Origin of the sequence: Rhizobium sp. CF080 (assembly GCF_000282095.2) — a bacterium.
Classification (GTDB): domain Bacteria; phylum Pseudomonadota; class Alphaproteobacteria; order Rhizobiales; family Rhizobiaceae; genus Neorhizobium.
Genome location: NZ_AKKC02000015.1, coordinates 17,262 through 32,970 on the forward strand (window position 1 = coordinate 17,262; position 15,709 = coordinate 32,970).

Genomic DNA, 15,709 nt, shown 5'->3' on the forward strand with positions numbered 1-15,709 from the left:
AATGAATGTATCACGGACTCCGGTCCGTCTGGATATTGCTGTCGCCGATTATCCGCAGACTGCGGGATTGAAGGACGGTACCTATCCCATGGACGGCATCGACGCCAACTTCATCAAGGTCGATCCGATCATCGCAGCCTACCGTCGGATGGTGCGCGGGCTTGAATTCGACATCTGCGAAATGGCGCCGACCACCTACATGATCGCGCGGGGCTATGGCGCCCCCTACAAGGCGTTGCCGATCTTCGTATCGCGCAAGTTCCATCACGGCGGCCTCGTCTGCCGGGAAGACGCGCATATCAGGACGCCCAAGGACCTGGAAGGCAAGAAGGTCGGCGTGCGCGCCTATTCGGTGACGACGGGTGTGTGGACGCGCGGCATCCTGGTCAACGAATTCGGCCTTGACGACAAGAAGGTCACCTGGGTCGTCGACGACGAGGAGCATGTCACCCAGCTGAAGTTGCCTTCGAACGTCATCCACGTTCCCGAAGGCAAGACGCTGGCGAGCATGATGGCCGAGGGTGAGATCCAGGCCGGTTTCACCGCACGCGCCGGCATCGGTCGCGAAGGCCCGCCGAAGGCCGGCTGGGAGGCCGAGGGCCAGAAGCCCATGCCGCAGATCTACCAGGACCTGTTCCCGAACACCGCCGAACTCGAAGCGGAATGGTATCGCCGTACCAAGGTCTACCCGATGCACGGCCTCATCGTCATCAAGGACGATGTGGTGCGCGATCATCCGCACGTGCCGAAGGCCATCTACAGCGCCTATCTTCAGGCCCATGACGCCTGGCTGAAGAAGCTCAATTCCGGCGACGCCGACACGGCGGAAGACAAGCGCTATCGCGAACTGACCAATGTCGTCGGTGCCGACCCGCTGCCCTACGGCATGGAGGCCAACCTGCCATCCATCCAGGCAATGCACGACTATGCCTTCCAGCAGGGCCTGATCCCACGCCGCCTGACCATCGACGAGATGTTCATCGATCCCGAAGCCTGATGCGCCTCGTTGCCATTGCAAAGGACTAACCAGACATGCCAAGCAAAATCTACGACATCCATCCCCATATCATCTCCCAGGATACGGCTCGTTATCCCCATGATCCGCTCGGCGGCATCCAGTCGGAATGGTCGCGCGACCGGCCGGTGAGTGCCGAACAGATGGTCAAGGCCATGGACGAGGCCGGTATCGCCAAGTCGGCGATGGTGCAAGCCTCCACCTCCTACGGTTATGACAACAGCTATGTCACGGACTCGATCGCCAAGTATCCGGATCGTTTTACCGGCGTCGGTACCGTTGACCTCAAGGCCCCGGACGCGATCGAGAAGATCGATTACTGGGTGGCGCGCGGCATCTGCGGGCTTCGCCTTTTCACCATCGGCACGACGATCACCACGCAGATGGAAGGCCTCGACGACGAACGGACCTTCCCGGCCTGGGATTGTGCCGGCGAAAAGGGCCTGTCGATCTGCCTGCAGATGAGCCCCGACGCCTATCCGGCTGCAACGACGATGATCAAGCGTTTCCCGAAGGTGAAGGTGCTGATCGACCACCATGGCCGGGCCGACATCAAGGACGGCGCGCCTTACGTCAATGCGCAACCCTTCTTCGATCTCGCGCAGTTCAAGAACGTCTATGTCAAGCTGACGCCGCGTTCGGCCGACGCCTCCGTGGGCGGCAAGGCGACGCCGGAGACGTTCTTCCCGCGCCTGGTCAAGGAATTCGGCGCAGACCGGCTGGCCTGGGGTTCGAACTTCCCGGCCAATGAAGGCTCGCTGAAGGAACTGCTGGATCGTTGCATGGAGAGAATGTCTTCGCTGTCGGAAAACGACCTCGAATGGATCTTCTGGAAGACGGCCGAGCAGCTCTACCCGCCGCTGGGGCGCTGACACGACCGTTCTGGTGGCGGTGGCCGAATTCTTCACCGCCGTCACCGGGCTTGGCGCACTGATCATCAAATACAGCTCGACAGGGCGATTGAGGAAGCATTTCGGCCGGATGTGATCCGGGCCGTTTTTCATCACGGAATTTTCGCAGACCGGTCGTTTGCCTGACCGGTCTGGAGGGTCCGGCTGTGTCGCGTTCTCAGCGAAATTGCCGCCGGGCAAGCACTGCCAACTATCAAAGGAGACAATCATGATCGTCGATTGCCATGGGCACTACACGACAGCGCCGCAGCCGCTGAAGACCTTTCGCGCCATTCAGATCGAAGCGCTCGAGGATCCTTCGCGCAATCCGTCGAAGGAGATGATCAAGATCAGCGACGACGAAATCCGCGACAGCCTGGAGAATGCCCAGCTGAAGCTGCAGCGCGAACGCGGGATCGACGTCGCGATATTCTCGCCGATCGCCGGGCAGATGGCGCATCACATCGGCAATGCGGTCACCAGCCAGGTCTGGTCGGAAGCCTGCAACGACCTGATCTATCGCGTCACCCAGCTCTATCCCAACAATTACATCGGCGTCTGCCAGCTGCCGCAATCGACCCGGATCCCGATCAAGAGCGTCATTCCGGAACTGGAGCGCTGCGTCAAGGAACTCGGCTTCGTCGGTTGCAATCTCAATCCGGATCCGTCCGGCGGTCATTGGAAGGACAGGCCGCTGACAGATCGCTTCTGGTATCCGCTTTACGAAAAGATGGTGGAACTGGACGTCCCGGCGATGATCCATGTCAGCGGTTCGTGCAACGACTGCTTCCATCCCACCGGTGCGCATTACATCAACGGCGATACGACCGCCTTCATGCAATTCCTCAGCGGCGACCTTTTCAAGGATTTCCCGACGCTGAAATTCGTCATCCCGCATGGCGGCGGCGCGGTGCCTTACCATTGGGGCCGTTATCGCGGGCTGGCACAGGACATGAACAAGCCGCTGCTGTCGGAGCATTTGCTGAAGAACGTGTTCTTCGACACATGCGTCTACCACCAGGCGGGCATCGACCTGCTGACCAAGATCATCCCGGTCGACAACATCCTGTTCGCCACCGAAATGGTCGGCGCCGTGCGCGGCATCGACCCGGAAACCGGCCATTACTACGACGACACCAAGCGTTACATCGACCAGGTCTCGTCGTTGAACGAAGAGGATCGTTACAAGATCTTCGAGGGCAACGCCCGCAAGGTCTATCCCCGCGTCGGCCCCATCCTCGACCGTATCGCCGCCAACATGAAAAAGGGCTGAGACCATGGCTGAACTTCCCCGCCTCAACGGCATCATCCGCGCCCTCGAACAGGGCAAGCACGTCGTCATGTCTTTCGCGAAACCGGAGATCGAGGAGGCAATCGTCTTCTCGACCTCGAAATATGACGGCATCGTGATCGAGATGGAACATGGGGTCTGGGACGGCCGCGCGCTGCGCGATTCCATGCAGTTCCTCCTCAACCGCGCCGAGATCGTCAAATCCGGCTCGCTGGCGCCCAAGGTGACGCCGATCGTCCGCATTCCGCCGAACGGCGCCGAAAAGAACCAGTGGCTCGCCAAGCAGGCCCTTGATCTCGGCGTCTATGGCGTGGTCTGGCCGCATATCAGCACCGTGGAGGAGGCCTACAACGCCGTCTCCGCCTGCCGTTATCCGCGATTGAACTCGGCACCGCGCTACGAGCCGGCTGGCGTGCGTGGCGATGGCCCGCACGCGGCATGCCGCTATTGGGGGATTACCAACCAGGAATATTACAAGAAGGCCGATGTCTGGCCGCTTGCCCCGGATGGCGAAGTGCTCGTCCTGCTGATGATCGAAGACACCGTCGGCATCAAGAACCTGCCGGATATCCTTCAGAACGTACCGGGCATCGGCGGCATCCTGATCGGCGAAGGGGACCTCAGCCAGGAACTCGGTTATCCCCGCCAGTACGAGCATCCGGTCGTGCTGGAGGCGATGGCGGAGATCGTCGCGACCTGCAAAAGGTTCAACGTTCCCGTCGGCCATCCGCATGTGGAGCCGGAAAATGTCGAACGGGTCATCAGCGAAGGCTATCGCATCCTGATCACCCCGCCGAAGCGCAGTTTCGCCTCCCTCGACAATACGCTGAAGCTCGTTGGGCGCTAAGAGAACGGCTCATATCAACCGCTCCGGCGGACAGGCATAAAAATCCCCGCGGACCGGTGAAGGTCCGCGGGGATTTTTGCGTTATCTAAGCGTGCTTCCGGCCACCTCGTTTTCATGGGGACTACGCCTGTGTTGCCGGCGGTGGCCGCGATCGTGACAGGTTGGAGCGGGTTGGCGCTTATGCCGCTTGTACAAGGCTCTCGGTATTGGCGATCTTCGTGGCTCGGGCCCGAAGCAGGTCGAGGAACTTCAGGTGCAGAAGCGTCGGGGTCCACTTTGCCCGCCATGCCACGCCTGTCGTATGCGCCGGTTCGATCGGAGCGAAGGGAAGGATGGTCAATGCGCCGCCTCCGCGTTCACATTCGAATTCGAACTTCGTCAGTAGCGTCAGCCGATCGCTTTCGTCCATCAGCGTTCGCATGGTCGAAAGGGAGTAGGCTTCGATATTGGCGGTAGGCGGGTTTTTCATCGATGCGAAAAGCTGATCCAGGGCCGTGCGTCGGACCGCGCTATGGCTCGGAGCGATCCAGTCGTAATCTTCCAGATCGGCCGGAGTGAGCTTGCTCTTCTTGGTCAATGGGTGGTCACGCCGCGCGACCAGCACATAGGGAGAGGAGAAAAGAGCTTCCTGCTCGATTTCCGCCGGATTGACGGAACTGCGATTGAGCCCGACGACAAAGTCGATTTCGCCCATGTGCAGGGCGCGGGAGAGATGGGCGCATCCTCCCGTGCGGACGTTGACGTGAGCCCGCGGAAAATACGTGGTGATCTGGTTGAGGACCGGGCCGAGTAGGAAACTGCCGGCCAGCGGCATTGCGCCGATACGCAGTTCACCGCCGAGCTTGCCTTCCGCCGCCTTGATTTCCTCGATCGCCCATTCGACCTCTTTCATCGCCAGCGAAAGTTTCCGGGCGAGTTCGATGCCCGCCGGAACGGCAGTGATCCCGGAAACGCTGTTGTGGAAGAGCGTGCATCCCAGGGTGCGCTCCAGGTCGCGCGCGGCCCGGTAGAGTGAAACCTGCGAGATGTGGAAGTTTTCCGCCGCTTCCGCGAAGGACACGCCGCTTGCGATCGCCATGAAGCCACGAATTTGTGATCGGGTGATCCGCTGCGCGACGGAATCCGCGGCGCCTCCCTTGCCTCCCTGAAGCCCGAATTCGGCGAGGGCGTCCTCGATTTGGGCGAACATCCTGCGTGTGCGGGATGCAAGAATGGTTCCCGACTCGCTGAGATACGTGCCGCTGCTGCGCCGTTCAAAAAGCACGGCGCCAATCTGGGATTCGACCTTGGCTATGGCTTGGGTTACGGCTGGTTGGCTCAAAAACACGGCTTCGGCAGCCTTTCGCACGCTTTGCAGCTCTGCGACCATTGCGAAAACACGCAAGTGACGGATGCTTGGCATACTACCGTCGGACATAAATTCCTCCCTGATTATGCACTCCTCCATATTCGATGTTAACAGAAATCAGGGGCGCGCAAAGCAATCATTTAAGGCACAAATTATCCGCGCCGACGCGCTCGCCCGCCTCACAATAGCTTGAGCGCCTCCTGGGCCAGAGACATATCGGCCACCTTTTCGTAAGGCAAGGCTTCGCTCTGGACGCCAAGCTTCACATTGAGATCCTGGATGTAGGCAAGGCGTTCGGGAGACAGGACGAGGTCGAGCGCGAAGGGTTTGACGGTCTGGAAGAAGCGCCACTGGAAATCGGATGCCTGGTCGAAATCCTCGCCTGATCCGCTGAGTGCCTTGCGGCGCGCGGCCCGGAAAGCTTCCTGCGAGTCCGGACCGACCAGGTACCGGAAAAGGGTGGCATAGGCGGCCAGCGTCCTCACCAGAAGATCCCGTTTGCCGCCGATCGTCTGTTCGGACGTAAAGCCACCCTGGAACGGATATTCGGGGATGCCGCTCCACATATCGCCGCCTTCCAGCTGATGTATGCCGAGCTTTTCGGCATTGGGAATGACATCGATCTGGCTCGGTCCGGCATCGACGGTCTTGGCCGCGACCGCGCGCAGCACATCCGCACTGCTGCCGATATTGGCAAACGTGACCGTCGACGGATCGACGCCTTTCTTCAACAGAAGCGCGACCATCGTCTGATGAAGCTGCGCTCCGAGGGAGCCGACGCCGATCGTCTTGCCAGCGAGATCCTTGATCGACTTGATCTCCGGTTTCCCGCTGACGACGGTCTGCTGGCCGAGCACGACGCCGCCGTTGACGAGCTTGACCTTGGCGCCTCGCTGCACGGCCGGGAAGATGTTTGCGAACCCCGCCAATGGGCAGATATCCATTTCGCCGTTCAGGAGGCTGCCCAGCAGCTTGGAACCGTCCGAGACATAGACAGGCTTGGTCACCAGCTTGAACTTATTGTAAAATCCCTGCTGGTTCATCAGCTCGTCGAACGTTGCCGTGAGGTTGCCGGCGGCACAGATGATGTTGACGCGATTGCCATTGTCTTGCTGGGCCTGCGCAGTCCTGGCCAAGGGAAGGCCGGCGGCCATCATTCCTGCTGCGGTGGCAAGAACGCGCCGTCTTGAGATGGCGGTGAGCGTATCGATCATGCGGCAGACCTCGTTGGAGAGAATTGGAGACGGAACATCAGTTCGCATGCGCGGGGCAGGGTGTTTTTCAACGGTTCCGTGATCCCATTTCACAATTGAATGACGGTCCGCTTGAAATCTCGCACCATCAACAACTGGTTGATGCAGTCTGATGTTGCTGATTATGCAGAGGTGTTCCGGAGACAGGGGATCAATTCTCAGTCCGGTCCTATAAAATATCGGCCTTTATCCGGCCGCGAGTTTCGCGTGCTTGCGCAGCAGGTTCATGAAGCGGGACTGGATCGGTGTCGGATGCCAGTCCGAGCGCGTGGTTATGCCCTTCTGCATGGGCGGCAGGCTGGGTGTCCATTTGAGGATGCTGACGAGCTTCAGCCTTTCTTCGATCTCGACCTCGTGCCGGTTGACGAGCGTCAGACGATCGCTCTGGGCAATGATCGAGCGGATGGTCGAGAGCGAGCTTGTCTCGATGCCGATACGCGGACGCCTTTCCTCGCCTTCGAACAGCGCGTCGTAATAGCGTCGGCGCGGCGAACCTTCGCCTGGGGCGATCCAGTCATAATGCGTGAGATCGGATATCGAGATCGAAGGCAGCGACGCCAAAGGATGTCCCGCCCGCGCAACAATGCAGTAGGGGTCATAGAAAAGCGGTTCCTCTTCGATGTCGATTGCCCAATCCGGCCGTCTCAGCACGCCGAAGATGATGTCGATTGCCCCCGTTCGAAGGCTGTTCAGGAGAATCCCGTAGGGCGAGTTGGTGATCGATACGCGTGCCTCGGGAAACTGGTTGGTCAGGTCGGCAATCGCGGCACCGATCAGGTAGGCACCGGACATGGGCAAGGTGCCTATGGAGATCCGGCCGCTTTCGACACCGTCCAGGTAGCGGATATCGTCGTCCGCCGCCTCTATTTCCCGCGTCGCAAGTCCAATCTTCCGGGCAAGCTCCAGGCCCACGGGGCTGAGGATGAGGCCGTATTTTGTCGGCTGGTAGAGAGGTTTTTGCAATATCGTTTCGATCTCCCGTGCAGCCCGGTGAAGCGACGCGGTGGAGATGCCCACGGCTCGCGCTGCCTGGGAGAAGGAAGTGCTCCGCGCAATCGCGAGAAGGCACCGGATCTGTGCGCTCGTCACGTGCCGTAGGAGCGGTTGGATCGAATCGGTCTGACTGACCTCCGACAACGCGCGATCGCACTGATCCAGGAAGCGTCTGATACGATGGAGAAAGACCTCGCCCGCGGGGGTGGGATAGGAGCCGTTCTGCCGGCGGTCGAAAAGCGATCGCCCAACCATCGCCTCTATCTTCGCAATCGCCTGCGTTACGGCCGGTTGCGACAGGTTGACTTCCACGGAAGCCCGGCTGACGCTCGCATTGCGCGCCACGGCGTCGATCACGCGCAGGTGCCGAATATTCGGGATTACGAAATCCGTGGCACTGCTGTTTTCCTCGTCAAAAAAATTGGCCATTAGTCAGTATCAATGACGCTTCCTGGGAGATAGAACTTCTATCTCTCCGGGAAATCGTCGTCTCCTCCCTCTAAACTTCCCGGAGGATAGCTGTTTTCCCGCCTGAATCCACTCCAAATGTATCAAGCGACTACGCGTGCCTCGTTTGAATTTCGCTCGTCCAGTTGGTCATTCGCCTCCTTCCTTCAGTATAAACTTATAACCTGCCACGCAGTTTCAATTTGCAATGAAGCGGTCGGGATAGTTCTCTAATAGGCGAAGTTGGGGATGGGAGCCCTGGCTGCAGAAGAACAATCCGTGGGAGGAGACCATGCGCATGCTTTGGGAAAAACAGAGCCGAAACCTTGCGTTCGGCGCGCTTGCCGCAGCCAGCATTTTAGTATCCGGCGGAGCTGCACCGGCCGCTGACTGGAAGCCGGCAAAGCCGGTGGAAATCGTCATCGGCAATGCGCCGGGCGGCGCCATGGATCGTCTTGCCAGGCTTGCAGACGGTTATCTCAAGTCCGAAAAACTCATTCCTGGCGAGAGCATCGTGCTTCCCAAGCCGGGCGGCGGGCACGCTGTGGCGCTCGCCTACATGAAAGGGCATGCCAAGGATGCTTCGCATCTGATGGCGGTCAACACCTTGCTCATCTCGAACAATCTTCTCGGCCGCTCGGAGCTGAAATTCGCCGATTTCACCCCGATCTCGATCCTTTACGAGGAGCCGATGATGTTTGCGGTGAAATACGATTCACAGATCAAGGACGCTACCGATCTCGCAAAACGACTCAAGGCCGATCCGTCCTCCGTCTCGTTTTCTGTCTCCAGCGGCCTTGGAACTGCCAACCATATGGCGGCGGTGCTGCTGGCCCAGTCGGTCGGTGCGGATATCAGGAAGCTGAAGGCGGTCAGCTTCGAGTCGGGCAGCGAGGGCATTACGTCGGTTCTCGGAGGCCATGTCGACGTCGTCGTCACGCCGCCCGGTTCGATGATGCAGTTCATCGACGACAAGCAGCTTCGCTTCATCGCGGTCGCCGGCGAACACCGCGCCGCAGCGCCGCTTGGCGATGTCCCGACCTGGAAGGAACTCGGCTACAATGTCTCGGTTTCGGCATGGCGCGGCATCATCGGCCCTCCGGGATTGAAGCCGGAGGAGGTCGATTTCTGGCAAAAGGCGTTCGACGGCTTCATGAAGTCCGATGCCTACAAGAAGAGCGCCAAGGAGGAAATTTTCGAGGCGCGCTACCTGAACGCGGCCGACAGCGCGAAATTCCTTGCCGAAATGGACAAGCAGTTCCGCGACTATCTGACATTGGTCGGAGCGTCCGGGACGAAGTAGCGCCGCTTTCGCGCACCTGAAATCCACCAACGGAACGGATGGGAAGTCGGCAATGCCCAAGCTCGTCGAAAAATCGCGCCTATTCATCGCTGCATTCGGTTTTGTCCTGGCCGTCGTTTACGCGATCGCCGCAAGCCGATTGTCCGTCCCGGCTTTCAGCGATCCGGTGGGACCACGCATGTTTCCATATGCGCTGGCGATTGCCTTGTGTGTGGCTTCGGTGCTGTTGATCGGCGAACACTTTGTGCTGGAGAGGCGGCGCCGCGGCGCCGCCCCGGAGGCTGCGGATGAAGGCGATGGCGTGACCCGCGTGGCCATCGTCGCGCTCGCCCTGCTGACCGCCTATTACGTGATCTTCGACTTCCTCGGCTTCCTCGTATCGACTGCACTATTCCTGATCGCTTTCCTGTCTTTCAGCAATCGCGGCCAATGGAAGACCAATATCATCGTGGCCGTGCTCTTCCCGCTGGGCATCTATCTTCTTCTCGACCGGCTTTTCGGCGCACGCCTGCCCGCCGGCATCTTCGAATTCGGATAGGTGGCATGGAACAGCTTACCCATTTCATCGGTGGTTTCGCCGTCGCTCTCGAGCCGATCAATCTCTGGTACGCCTTTCTCGGCTGCGTGATGGGAACGATCGTCGGCGTGCTGCCAGGGCTTGGACCGGCAGCCGGCATGGCCCTGCTCATCCCGGCGACGTTCGGCATGGAACCGGCTTCGGCGATCATCATGTTGGCCGGCCTTTATTATGGCGCCCAGTATGGCGGCTCGACCACGTCGATCCTGATCAACACACCCGGCGAGGCCTCGTCGGTGATGACGACGCTCGACGGTTTCCAGATGGCAAAGGCCGGACGAGCCGGCGCCGCACTTGCGGTCGCCGCCATCGGCTCGTTCATCGCCGGGACGATCAGCGTCATACTGCTCAGCCTGCTCGCGGTACCGCTGTCGCGGTTTGCCCTGACGATCGGGCCGGCCGAATATTTCGCGCTTCTGCTTTTTTCGATGGCCTCGGTGACGTCGCTGACCGGATCGTCGCTACCGAAGGCGGCCTTCGCGGTTGCGATCGGCCTAATCATCGCGACTGTCGGCATCGACCTTCAGAGCGGCACGTCACGCTTCACCGGCAGCGTTCCGGAACTGCAGGACGGCGTCGGTTTTATCGTCGCGGCCGTTGGGCTGTTCGCTGTCTCGGAGGTCTTCGTCACGCTGGAGCAGATGTTCGCCGGCAAGACCGAGCTCATCGGCCTGAAAGGTTCGCTATGGCTTACCAGGGACGAGTGGCGGCGGGCGCGCATGCCAATCCTGCGCGGCAGCTTCATCGGTTTCTTCAAGGGAATCCTGCCGGGCGGCGGCGCGACGATTGCCACGATCCTGTCCTACAGTCTCGAAAAAGGTCTTTCCAAGGAGCCGGAGAAATTCGGCACCGGCATGATCGAGGGCGTGGCCGGCCCAGAAGCCGCCAACAACGCCGCCGCCACCGGCGCGTTCGTGCCATTGCTCGCGCTCGGCCTGCCGGGCTCCGCATCGACCGCCATTCTGCTTGGCGCCTTCATGATCTATGGCGTCCAGCCTGGACCGGGCCTGCTGGCGAAAAACCCCGAGCTCGTCTGGGGCCTTATCGACAGCATGTATATCGGCAATGTCATGCTGTTCATCCTGAACCTGCCGCTGATCATGCTGTTTGTCCGGATCCTCTATGTGCCGATCGGCATCATGATGCCGCTGATCCTCGTCGTCGCGGGCATCGGCGTGTACTCGCTGAATGAAAGCGTATTGGAACTGTTCCTGGCGCTCGGTTTCGGCGTTCTCGGCTACCTGATGCGCAAGCTCTCGATCCCGATCCCGCCGCTCGTTCTGTCGATCGTGCTCGGTGGCCTGCTTGAGAAATCATTCCGTCAATCACTCACCATCTCCGGCGGCGACCTGGGCATCCTGGTCGGAAGCCCGATCGCCGTCATCCTTCTCCTGCTCAGCGTCTTCGTGTTCTGCATTCCGTTCATTCCGAAGCGCCGGCGCAACACTACGGAAGTCGTCGCGAAATGAATGCAAATCCGGCAAACACCGCCAACCCCATCGCCTACCAGGCACTTGCCGCCGCATTCCGCGACGAAGGTACCGACGTCCTTTTCGCCTTGCTCGGTGATGGCAACATGCATTGGGCCGCGAGCCTGACCGATCTCGGCACGCGCGGCGTCTATGCCAGGCATGAGCATGCCGCCTGCGCGATGGCGACGATGTATGCCCGCGCCACGGGCAAGGTCGGCGTCGCATCCGTCACCTGCGGACCGGGGCTCACCCAGATCATGACCGCACTGACCACCGCCGCGCAGGCCCGCATCCCGCTCGTCGTCTTCGCCGGCGAAAGCCCGCTGCACTCGGCCTTCTACAACCAGCATGTCGATCAGCGTCCGCTCGTTGTCGGCACCGGTGCCCACTACATCTCCGGCCACAGCCTGCAACGGATGACGGACTATGTCCGCGAGGCATTCGTGATTGCGCGGATGGAGCGCCGCCCGGTGGTGCTTGCCGTGCCGCTCGATATCCAAAAGCAGGCTCTGTCGAAGCCCTACAGCTACGAGCCGTCGTCCGCATTCATACCCCAACTCGGCGCCATGTTGCCCAATCCGGCGGATGTCGACCGCGCCGTCGAGGCCATCCACCAGTCCCGGAAGATCGTCGTCGTCGCCGGCCTCGGAGTGCTCAGCGCCGGAGCCGAGGCCGGCTGCGAGCAACTTGCCGATGCCTGCGGGGGAATGTTGGCCACCACGCTGCCAGTGCGCGGCATGTTCGACCACCATCCTTTCGGTATTGGCATTTCGGGCGGTTACGCCCGCGCCACGGGACACCGGCTGATGAAGGAAGCCGACCTGCTGATCGCGGTTGGAGCAAGCCTTTCGCACTTCACCTCGGATGGCGGCAAACTCTATGGGAATGCCAGGTCGATCCAGATCGACACCCAGCCGCTCGGCCTCAAGCATGGTCGAAAGGCGGCCGATCTCTACGTGCGTGCCGATGCCCGTGAAGGGATAACGGCGATCCTGAACAAACTCGGGCCGGGCCGGTCGCAATCCGGCTGGCGCAGCGATGCCCTTGCCAGGGAGATCGCCGAAGCTCCGGCGGATGCCACCGTCTTTTCTCCACAGCCGGGTTTTGTGGATCCGCGCGATGCGGTCGCTGCAATCGACAGGGTCGTGCCCAAAGACTGGGAGATCATCAACAGTTCAGGGCATTGCGCCTACTTCACCGCGCAGCTGCGCGGCCGCAAGCCGGAAAACTTCAATGTCATCCGCGACTTCGGTGCAATCGGCAACGGCCTTTCCTATGCAATCGGTGCTGCCGCAGCCAAGCCTGACAAGACCATCGTCCTGCTCGACGGCGACGGCAGCCTGCTGATGCACGCACAGGAGCTGGAGACGGTGCGCCGTCACGGTCTCAAGCTGCTGATCTGCGTGCTCAACGACGGCGCCTACGGATCGGAAATCCACAAGATGCATGCGGATGGCATCAGCCCCGAGGGAGCGGTCCACGGGCGTGGCGATCTTGCGGCCGTCGCCCGCGGTTTTGGCCTGCGCGGCAAACTGATCAACCGCATCGACCAGTTCGACATGCTGTTCGAAGAGTTCCGCGAAGCCGGGGAGGGCACCGAACTCTGGGATATCCATATCGCGGACAACGTCACCACGCCGGTCATGCGCGCGCATACACACTAAGACGGTCGGGCGGAAACGCCTTGTCGAACCACCCGAACAAGAAGGCGCCCACGGCGCTTCAATGAAGGACTTGAGACTCAATGAACGAACATATTCCAAACAAGGACGTCGCGTCGATTTCGGCGCTTGCTGCCTGGACGCTGCACACCGATGAAGCCTACACGACGGATCTGGCTCTGCGCCAGGCCGAGCTCATTACGCTTGACTCCATCGGCTGCGCCTTCGCAAGCCATGATGCCGGCTCCCCGCGTCGCGTTGCCGAACTTGTCCAGGAGCTCGGCGGCAATCCGCAATGCGCTGCCATCGGCCATCCGTTCCGGACCTCGGTTCTCAACGCGACGCTTCTGAATTGCGCGCTCGTCCGGTCGCTCGACTTCAACGATGTGCAGTTCATCATGAAGGAAGGCAAATTGCATGTCGGCGGTCATTGCAGCGACAGCCTTGCCGCGGCACTGGCCGTCGGTGAAATGCTGGGATCGACGGGCCGCGACGTGCTGACCGCGATCACCATGGGATATGAACTGTTCCGCCGCCTGCGCAATCTCATGCCCTATTCCTCGGTCTGGGACGGCACCAGCGCTTCGGGCCTCGTGACCGCGGCAATGGCCGGCCGGCTGTTGAAGCTCGATCAGGCCAAGCAGACGAACGCGCTGGCGCTCGCCGCCGCGCGCTGCGTGACGCCTTCGATCGTGCGTTACGGCGAGCTTTCGGGCGCCAAGAACATGGTCGGCGCCATGACCGCCCAGCAGGGCGTGCAGGCAGCGCTGCTCGCGGCCAAGGGCATGACCGGACCGAAGCAGATTCTCGACCACAAGTGGGGGCTGGTTTCGGTCTTCGAACCATCGCTCGGCATACAGGACCTCTGGGCTCCGATCGAGGATTCCCTCTACATCCTGAATTCGCATGTGAAGACCTTCGCCTGCATCGGCACGGCGCAGTCCGAGGTCGTCGCGGCGCTCGAAGCCCATGACAAGGTCAAGAACCGGATCGGCGAGATCGAGGCAATCGAAGTCACGATGGCGGACCTGCCGATCATCCGCAAGCAGCAGGCAGAAGTGCCGCGGCTGACGCCTTCGACGCGCGAGACGGCGGACCACAGCTTCACCTTTTTGCCTGCCGTCTGCCTGATCGACGGGACGCTGACCAAGAAGCAGTTCGACAACGAACGCTGGAACGAGCCCGTCACCAAGGCACTGACCGCGAAGGTCAAGCTGCAGGTCTCCAATGAGCTTGCGGCCAAGGCGCCGACCGCGATGCCCTGCAATCTCAAGATCCGCATGGCCGGCGGCGAGACGATCGAGACCGAATGCCTCTATCCGCCGGGCCATTCGTTCCCCGATCGTGGTCTCAACCAGGCGCCAGTCGTCGAGAAATTCCTCGATATTACCAGCGATTTCATGGATCGCGCCGCTCAGGACCGCCTGATCGACGGTCTGCTGGATATCCGCAATCAGACGTCGATAGCGCCCATCATGGGAATGCTGTCATCCTCTGCAAAACATTGAGCGGCAGGACGCCGTTCGATCCTAGTCGTGTAACTATGGGAGGTACACATGACGACCAGACGTAATCTGACCAAGGCCGCCGTGGCGGTGGTCCTGACAATGATGACCGCACAGGTCACGCATGCGCAGACGCCCGCTGAATTCTACAAGGGCAAGAACGTAACGCTGATCGTCAGCGCCGCACCGGGAGGCGGGGCCGACCTCTATGCCAGAGCGTTCATCAAGTATTTCTCGAAATACCTGCCGGGCAAACCGAATGTCGTGATCAGCAATCTGCCGGGCGCCGGCGGCCTGACTGCCGCGGCGCAGCTCCAGAACTCCGAGGCACGTGACGGGACGGTCGTCGCGATGCTTCAGCGCAACAACCTCTACCTGCCGCTGGTCTCCGACGACAATATCGGCTTCGACCCGCGCAAGGTGAGTTGGCTCGGCAGCCTGAACAAGGAGACCTATGCGCTGGCCACCTGGCAGAACGCTCCGGTGAAGAAGATCGACGATCTCTTCGCCAAAGCCCTGACGATTGGCGCGACCTCGTTCAACAACGAGAACCGCACGTTCCCCGCCATCATCAACCAGTTTCTCGGCGGCAAGATGGATATCGTCGCCGGTTACAAGGGCAATGACGAAATCGCGCTTGCCATGGAGCGCGGCGAGGTGCAGGGCCGCTTCCTGACTGTCACGAGCCTTCTCAGCGGCAACGACGCGAGCTGGCTGAAAGACGGCAAGATCAACGTCATTGCCCAGATGGGTGTCGAACGCAATCCGGCCATCCCGAACGTTCCGCTGATCCTCGACTATGTCAAGGACCAGAAGGCCAAGGAGCTGTTCGAGTTCATGTTCCTGCCGCTGCAGACGGGCCGCCCGTTCGCGGCACCGCCGGAAGTGCCGGCTGATCGCCTCGAAGCGCTGCGGAAGGCTTTCGTGGACGCCGCCAGCGATCCCGAGTTCAAGGCTGAACTCACCAAGCAGAACGCCACCGTCGAACTTGTGGACGGCAAGCAGGCGGAAGCGATCGTCAAGACGCTCTATGCGACGCCGGCAGAGACCATCAAGTCGGTCAAGGCGCTGCTCAAGCCTCAATGATGCATCCGTGGGGCGCGGCGA

Annotated in this window: 13 protein-coding genes; 10 read left to right on the forward strand and 3 right to left on the reverse strand. The window is 60.8% G+C overall.

From position 1 onward, the window contains the following. Window position 1 precedes the first annotated feature (1 nt). The 4 genes from PMI07_RS27055 (at window position 2) to PMI07_RS27070 (ending at window position 4,043) form a co-directional block, all read left to right on the forward strand. Entirely contained in the window at window positions 2-997 is a 996-nt protein-coding gene (locus PMI07_RS27055) for an ABC transporter substrate-binding protein (RefSeq protein WP_007753015.1), read from the forward strand. Window positions 998-1,032: 35 nt separating this feature from the next. Then, window positions 1,033-1,887, forward strand: coding sequence for an amidohydrolase family protein (locus PMI07_RS27060; protein WP_007753010.1), 855 nt, complete (start codon window positions 1,033-1,035; stop codon window positions 1,885-1,887). A 247-nt stretch (window positions 1,888-2,134) separates the two neighbouring features. Beyond that, window positions 2,135-3,178 (forward strand): amidohydrolase family protein, encoded by a 1,044-nt coding sequence (locus PMI07_RS27065; RefSeq protein ID WP_007753008.1) that lies wholly within the window; start codon window positions 2,135-2,137, stop codon window positions 3,176-3,178. Window positions 3,179-3,182: 4 nt separating this feature from the next. Continuing rightward, complete coding sequence (locus tag PMI07_RS27070) at window positions 3,183-4,043, forward strand: aldolase/citrate lyase family protein (protein WP_007753006.1); 861 nt, start codon at window positions 3,183-3,185, stop codon at window positions 4,041-4,043. A gap of 178 nt (window positions 4,044-4,221) precedes the next feature. Here the strand turns inward: PMI07_RS27070 and PMI07_RS27075 are convergent, their stop codons facing one another. The 3 genes from PMI07_RS27075 to PMI07_RS27085 form a co-directional block, all read right to left on the reverse strand. Continuing rightward, window positions 4,222-5,460 (reverse strand): LysR substrate-binding domain-containing protein, encoded by a 1,239-nt coding sequence (locus PMI07_RS27075; protein ID WP_007753003.1) that lies wholly within the window; start codon window positions 5,458-5,460, stop codon window positions 4,222-4,224. Window positions 5,461-5,570: 110 nt separating this feature from the next. After that, window positions 5,571-6,605, reverse strand: a complete 1,035-nt coding sequence (locus tag PMI07_RS27080; protein WP_007753001.1) for an ABC transporter substrate-binding protein — start codon at window positions 6,603-6,605, stop codon at window positions 5,571-5,573. A gap of 225 nt (window positions 6,606-6,830) precedes the next feature. Continuing rightward, complete coding sequence (locus PMI07_RS27085; protein WP_007753000.1) at window positions 6,831-8,066, reverse strand: LysR family transcriptional regulator; 1,236 nt, start codon at window positions 8,064-8,066, stop codon at window positions 6,831-6,833. 316 nt (window positions 8,067-8,382) lie between these two features. On the opposite strand from PMI07_RS27085, the gene PMI07_RS27090 reads away from it, so the two are divergent. The 6 genes from PMI07_RS27090 to PMI07_RS27115 all read left to right on the forward strand — a co-directional run bounded on the left by PMI07_RS27090 (window position 8,383) and on the right by PMI07_RS27115 (window position 15,688). Then, window positions 8,383-9,387 (forward strand): tripartite tricarboxylate transporter substrate binding protein, encoded by a 1,005-nt coding sequence (locus PMI07_RS27090; RefSeq protein ID WP_007752998.1) that lies wholly within the window; start codon window positions 8,383-8,385, stop codon window positions 9,385-9,387. A 52-nt stretch (window positions 9,388-9,439) separates the two neighbouring features. Continuing rightward, window positions 9,440-9,925, forward strand: coding sequence for a tripartite tricarboxylate transporter TctB family protein (locus PMI07_RS27095; RefSeq protein ID WP_007752996.1), 486 nt, complete (start codon window positions 9,440-9,442; stop codon window positions 9,923-9,925). A 5-nt stretch (window positions 9,926-9,930) separates the two neighbouring features. Next, window positions 9,931-11,433, forward strand: coding sequence for a tripartite tricarboxylate transporter permease (locus PMI07_RS27100; protein ID WP_024164197.1), 1,503 nt, complete (start codon window positions 9,931-9,933; stop codon window positions 11,431-11,433). Next, window positions 11,430-13,100 (forward strand): thiamine pyrophosphate-binding protein, encoded by a 1,671-nt coding sequence (locus PMI07_RS27105; protein ID WP_007766104.1) that lies wholly within the window; start codon window positions 11,430-11,432, stop codon window positions 13,098-13,100. Before PMI07_RS27100 ends, PMI07_RS27105 begins: the two co-directional genes overlap by 4 nt. Window positions 13,101-13,180: 80 nt before the next feature. Next, entirely contained in the window at window positions 13,181-14,605 is a 1,425-nt protein-coding gene (locus PMI07_RS27110) for an MmgE/PrpD family protein (protein WP_024164198.1), read from the forward strand. Between the two features lie 48 nt (window positions 14,606-14,653). Next, entirely contained in the window at window positions 14,654-15,688 is a 1,035-nt protein-coding gene (locus PMI07_RS27115) for a tripartite tricarboxylate transporter substrate-binding protein (protein ID WP_007760964.1), read from the forward strand. The last annotated feature ends 21 nt before the right edge of the window (window positions 15,689-15,709 follow it).

What these genes read in the sequence shown, in the direction of transcription:
- PMI07_RS27070 (WP_007753006.1), top strand. Translation starts at nt 3,183, where the DNA reads ATGGCTGAACTTCCCCGCCTCAACGGCATCATCCGCGCCCTCGAACAG.
- PMI07_RS27085 (WP_007753000.1), bottom strand. Translation starts at nt 8,066, where the DNA reads ATGGCCAATTTTTTTGACGAGGAAAACAGCAGTGCCACGGATTTCGTA.
- PMI07_RS27105 (WP_007766104.1), top strand. Translation starts at nt 11,430, where the DNA reads ATGAATGCAAATCCGGCAAACACCGCCAACCCCATCGCCTACCAGGCA.
- PMI07_RS27100 (WP_024164197.1), top strand. Translation starts at nt 9,931, where the DNA reads ATGGAACAGCTTACCCATTTCATCGGTGGTTTCGCCGTCGCTCTCGAG.
- PMI07_RS27095 (WP_007752996.1), top strand. Translation starts at nt 9,440, where the DNA reads ATGCCCAAGCTCGTCGAAAAATCGCGCCTATTCATCGCTGCATTCGGT.
- PMI07_RS27090 (WP_007752998.1), top strand. Translation starts at nt 8,383, where the DNA reads ATGCTTTGGGAAAAACAGAGCCGAAACCTTGCGTTCGGCGCGCTTGCC.
- PMI07_RS27075 (WP_007753003.1), bottom strand. Translation starts at nt 5,460, where the DNA reads ATGTCCGACGGTAGTATGCCAAGCATCCGTCACTTGCGTGTTTTCGCA.
- PMI07_RS27055 (WP_007753015.1), top strand. Translation starts at nt 2, where the DNA reads ATGAATGTATCACGGACTCCGGTCCGTCTGGATATTGCTGTCGCCGAT.
- PMI07_RS27110 (WP_024164198.1), top strand. Translation starts at nt 13,181, where the DNA reads ATGAACGAACATATTCCAAACAAGGACGTCGCGTCGATTTCGGCGCTT.
- PMI07_RS27080 (WP_007753001.1), bottom strand. Translation starts at nt 6,605, where the DNA reads ATGATCGATACGCTCACCGCCATCTCAAGACGGCGCGTTCTTGCCACC.
- PMI07_RS27060 (WP_007753010.1), top strand. Translation starts at nt 1,033, where the DNA reads ATGCCAAGCAAAATCTACGACATCCATCCCCATATCATCTCCCAGGAT.
- PMI07_RS27065 (WP_007753008.1), top strand. Translation starts at nt 2,135, where the DNA reads ATGATCGTCGATTGCCATGGGCACTACACGACAGCGCCGCAGCCGCTG.
- PMI07_RS27115 (WP_007760964.1), top strand. Translation starts at nt 14,654, where the DNA reads ATGACGACCAGACGTAATCTGACCAAGGCCGCCGTGGCGGTGGTCCTG.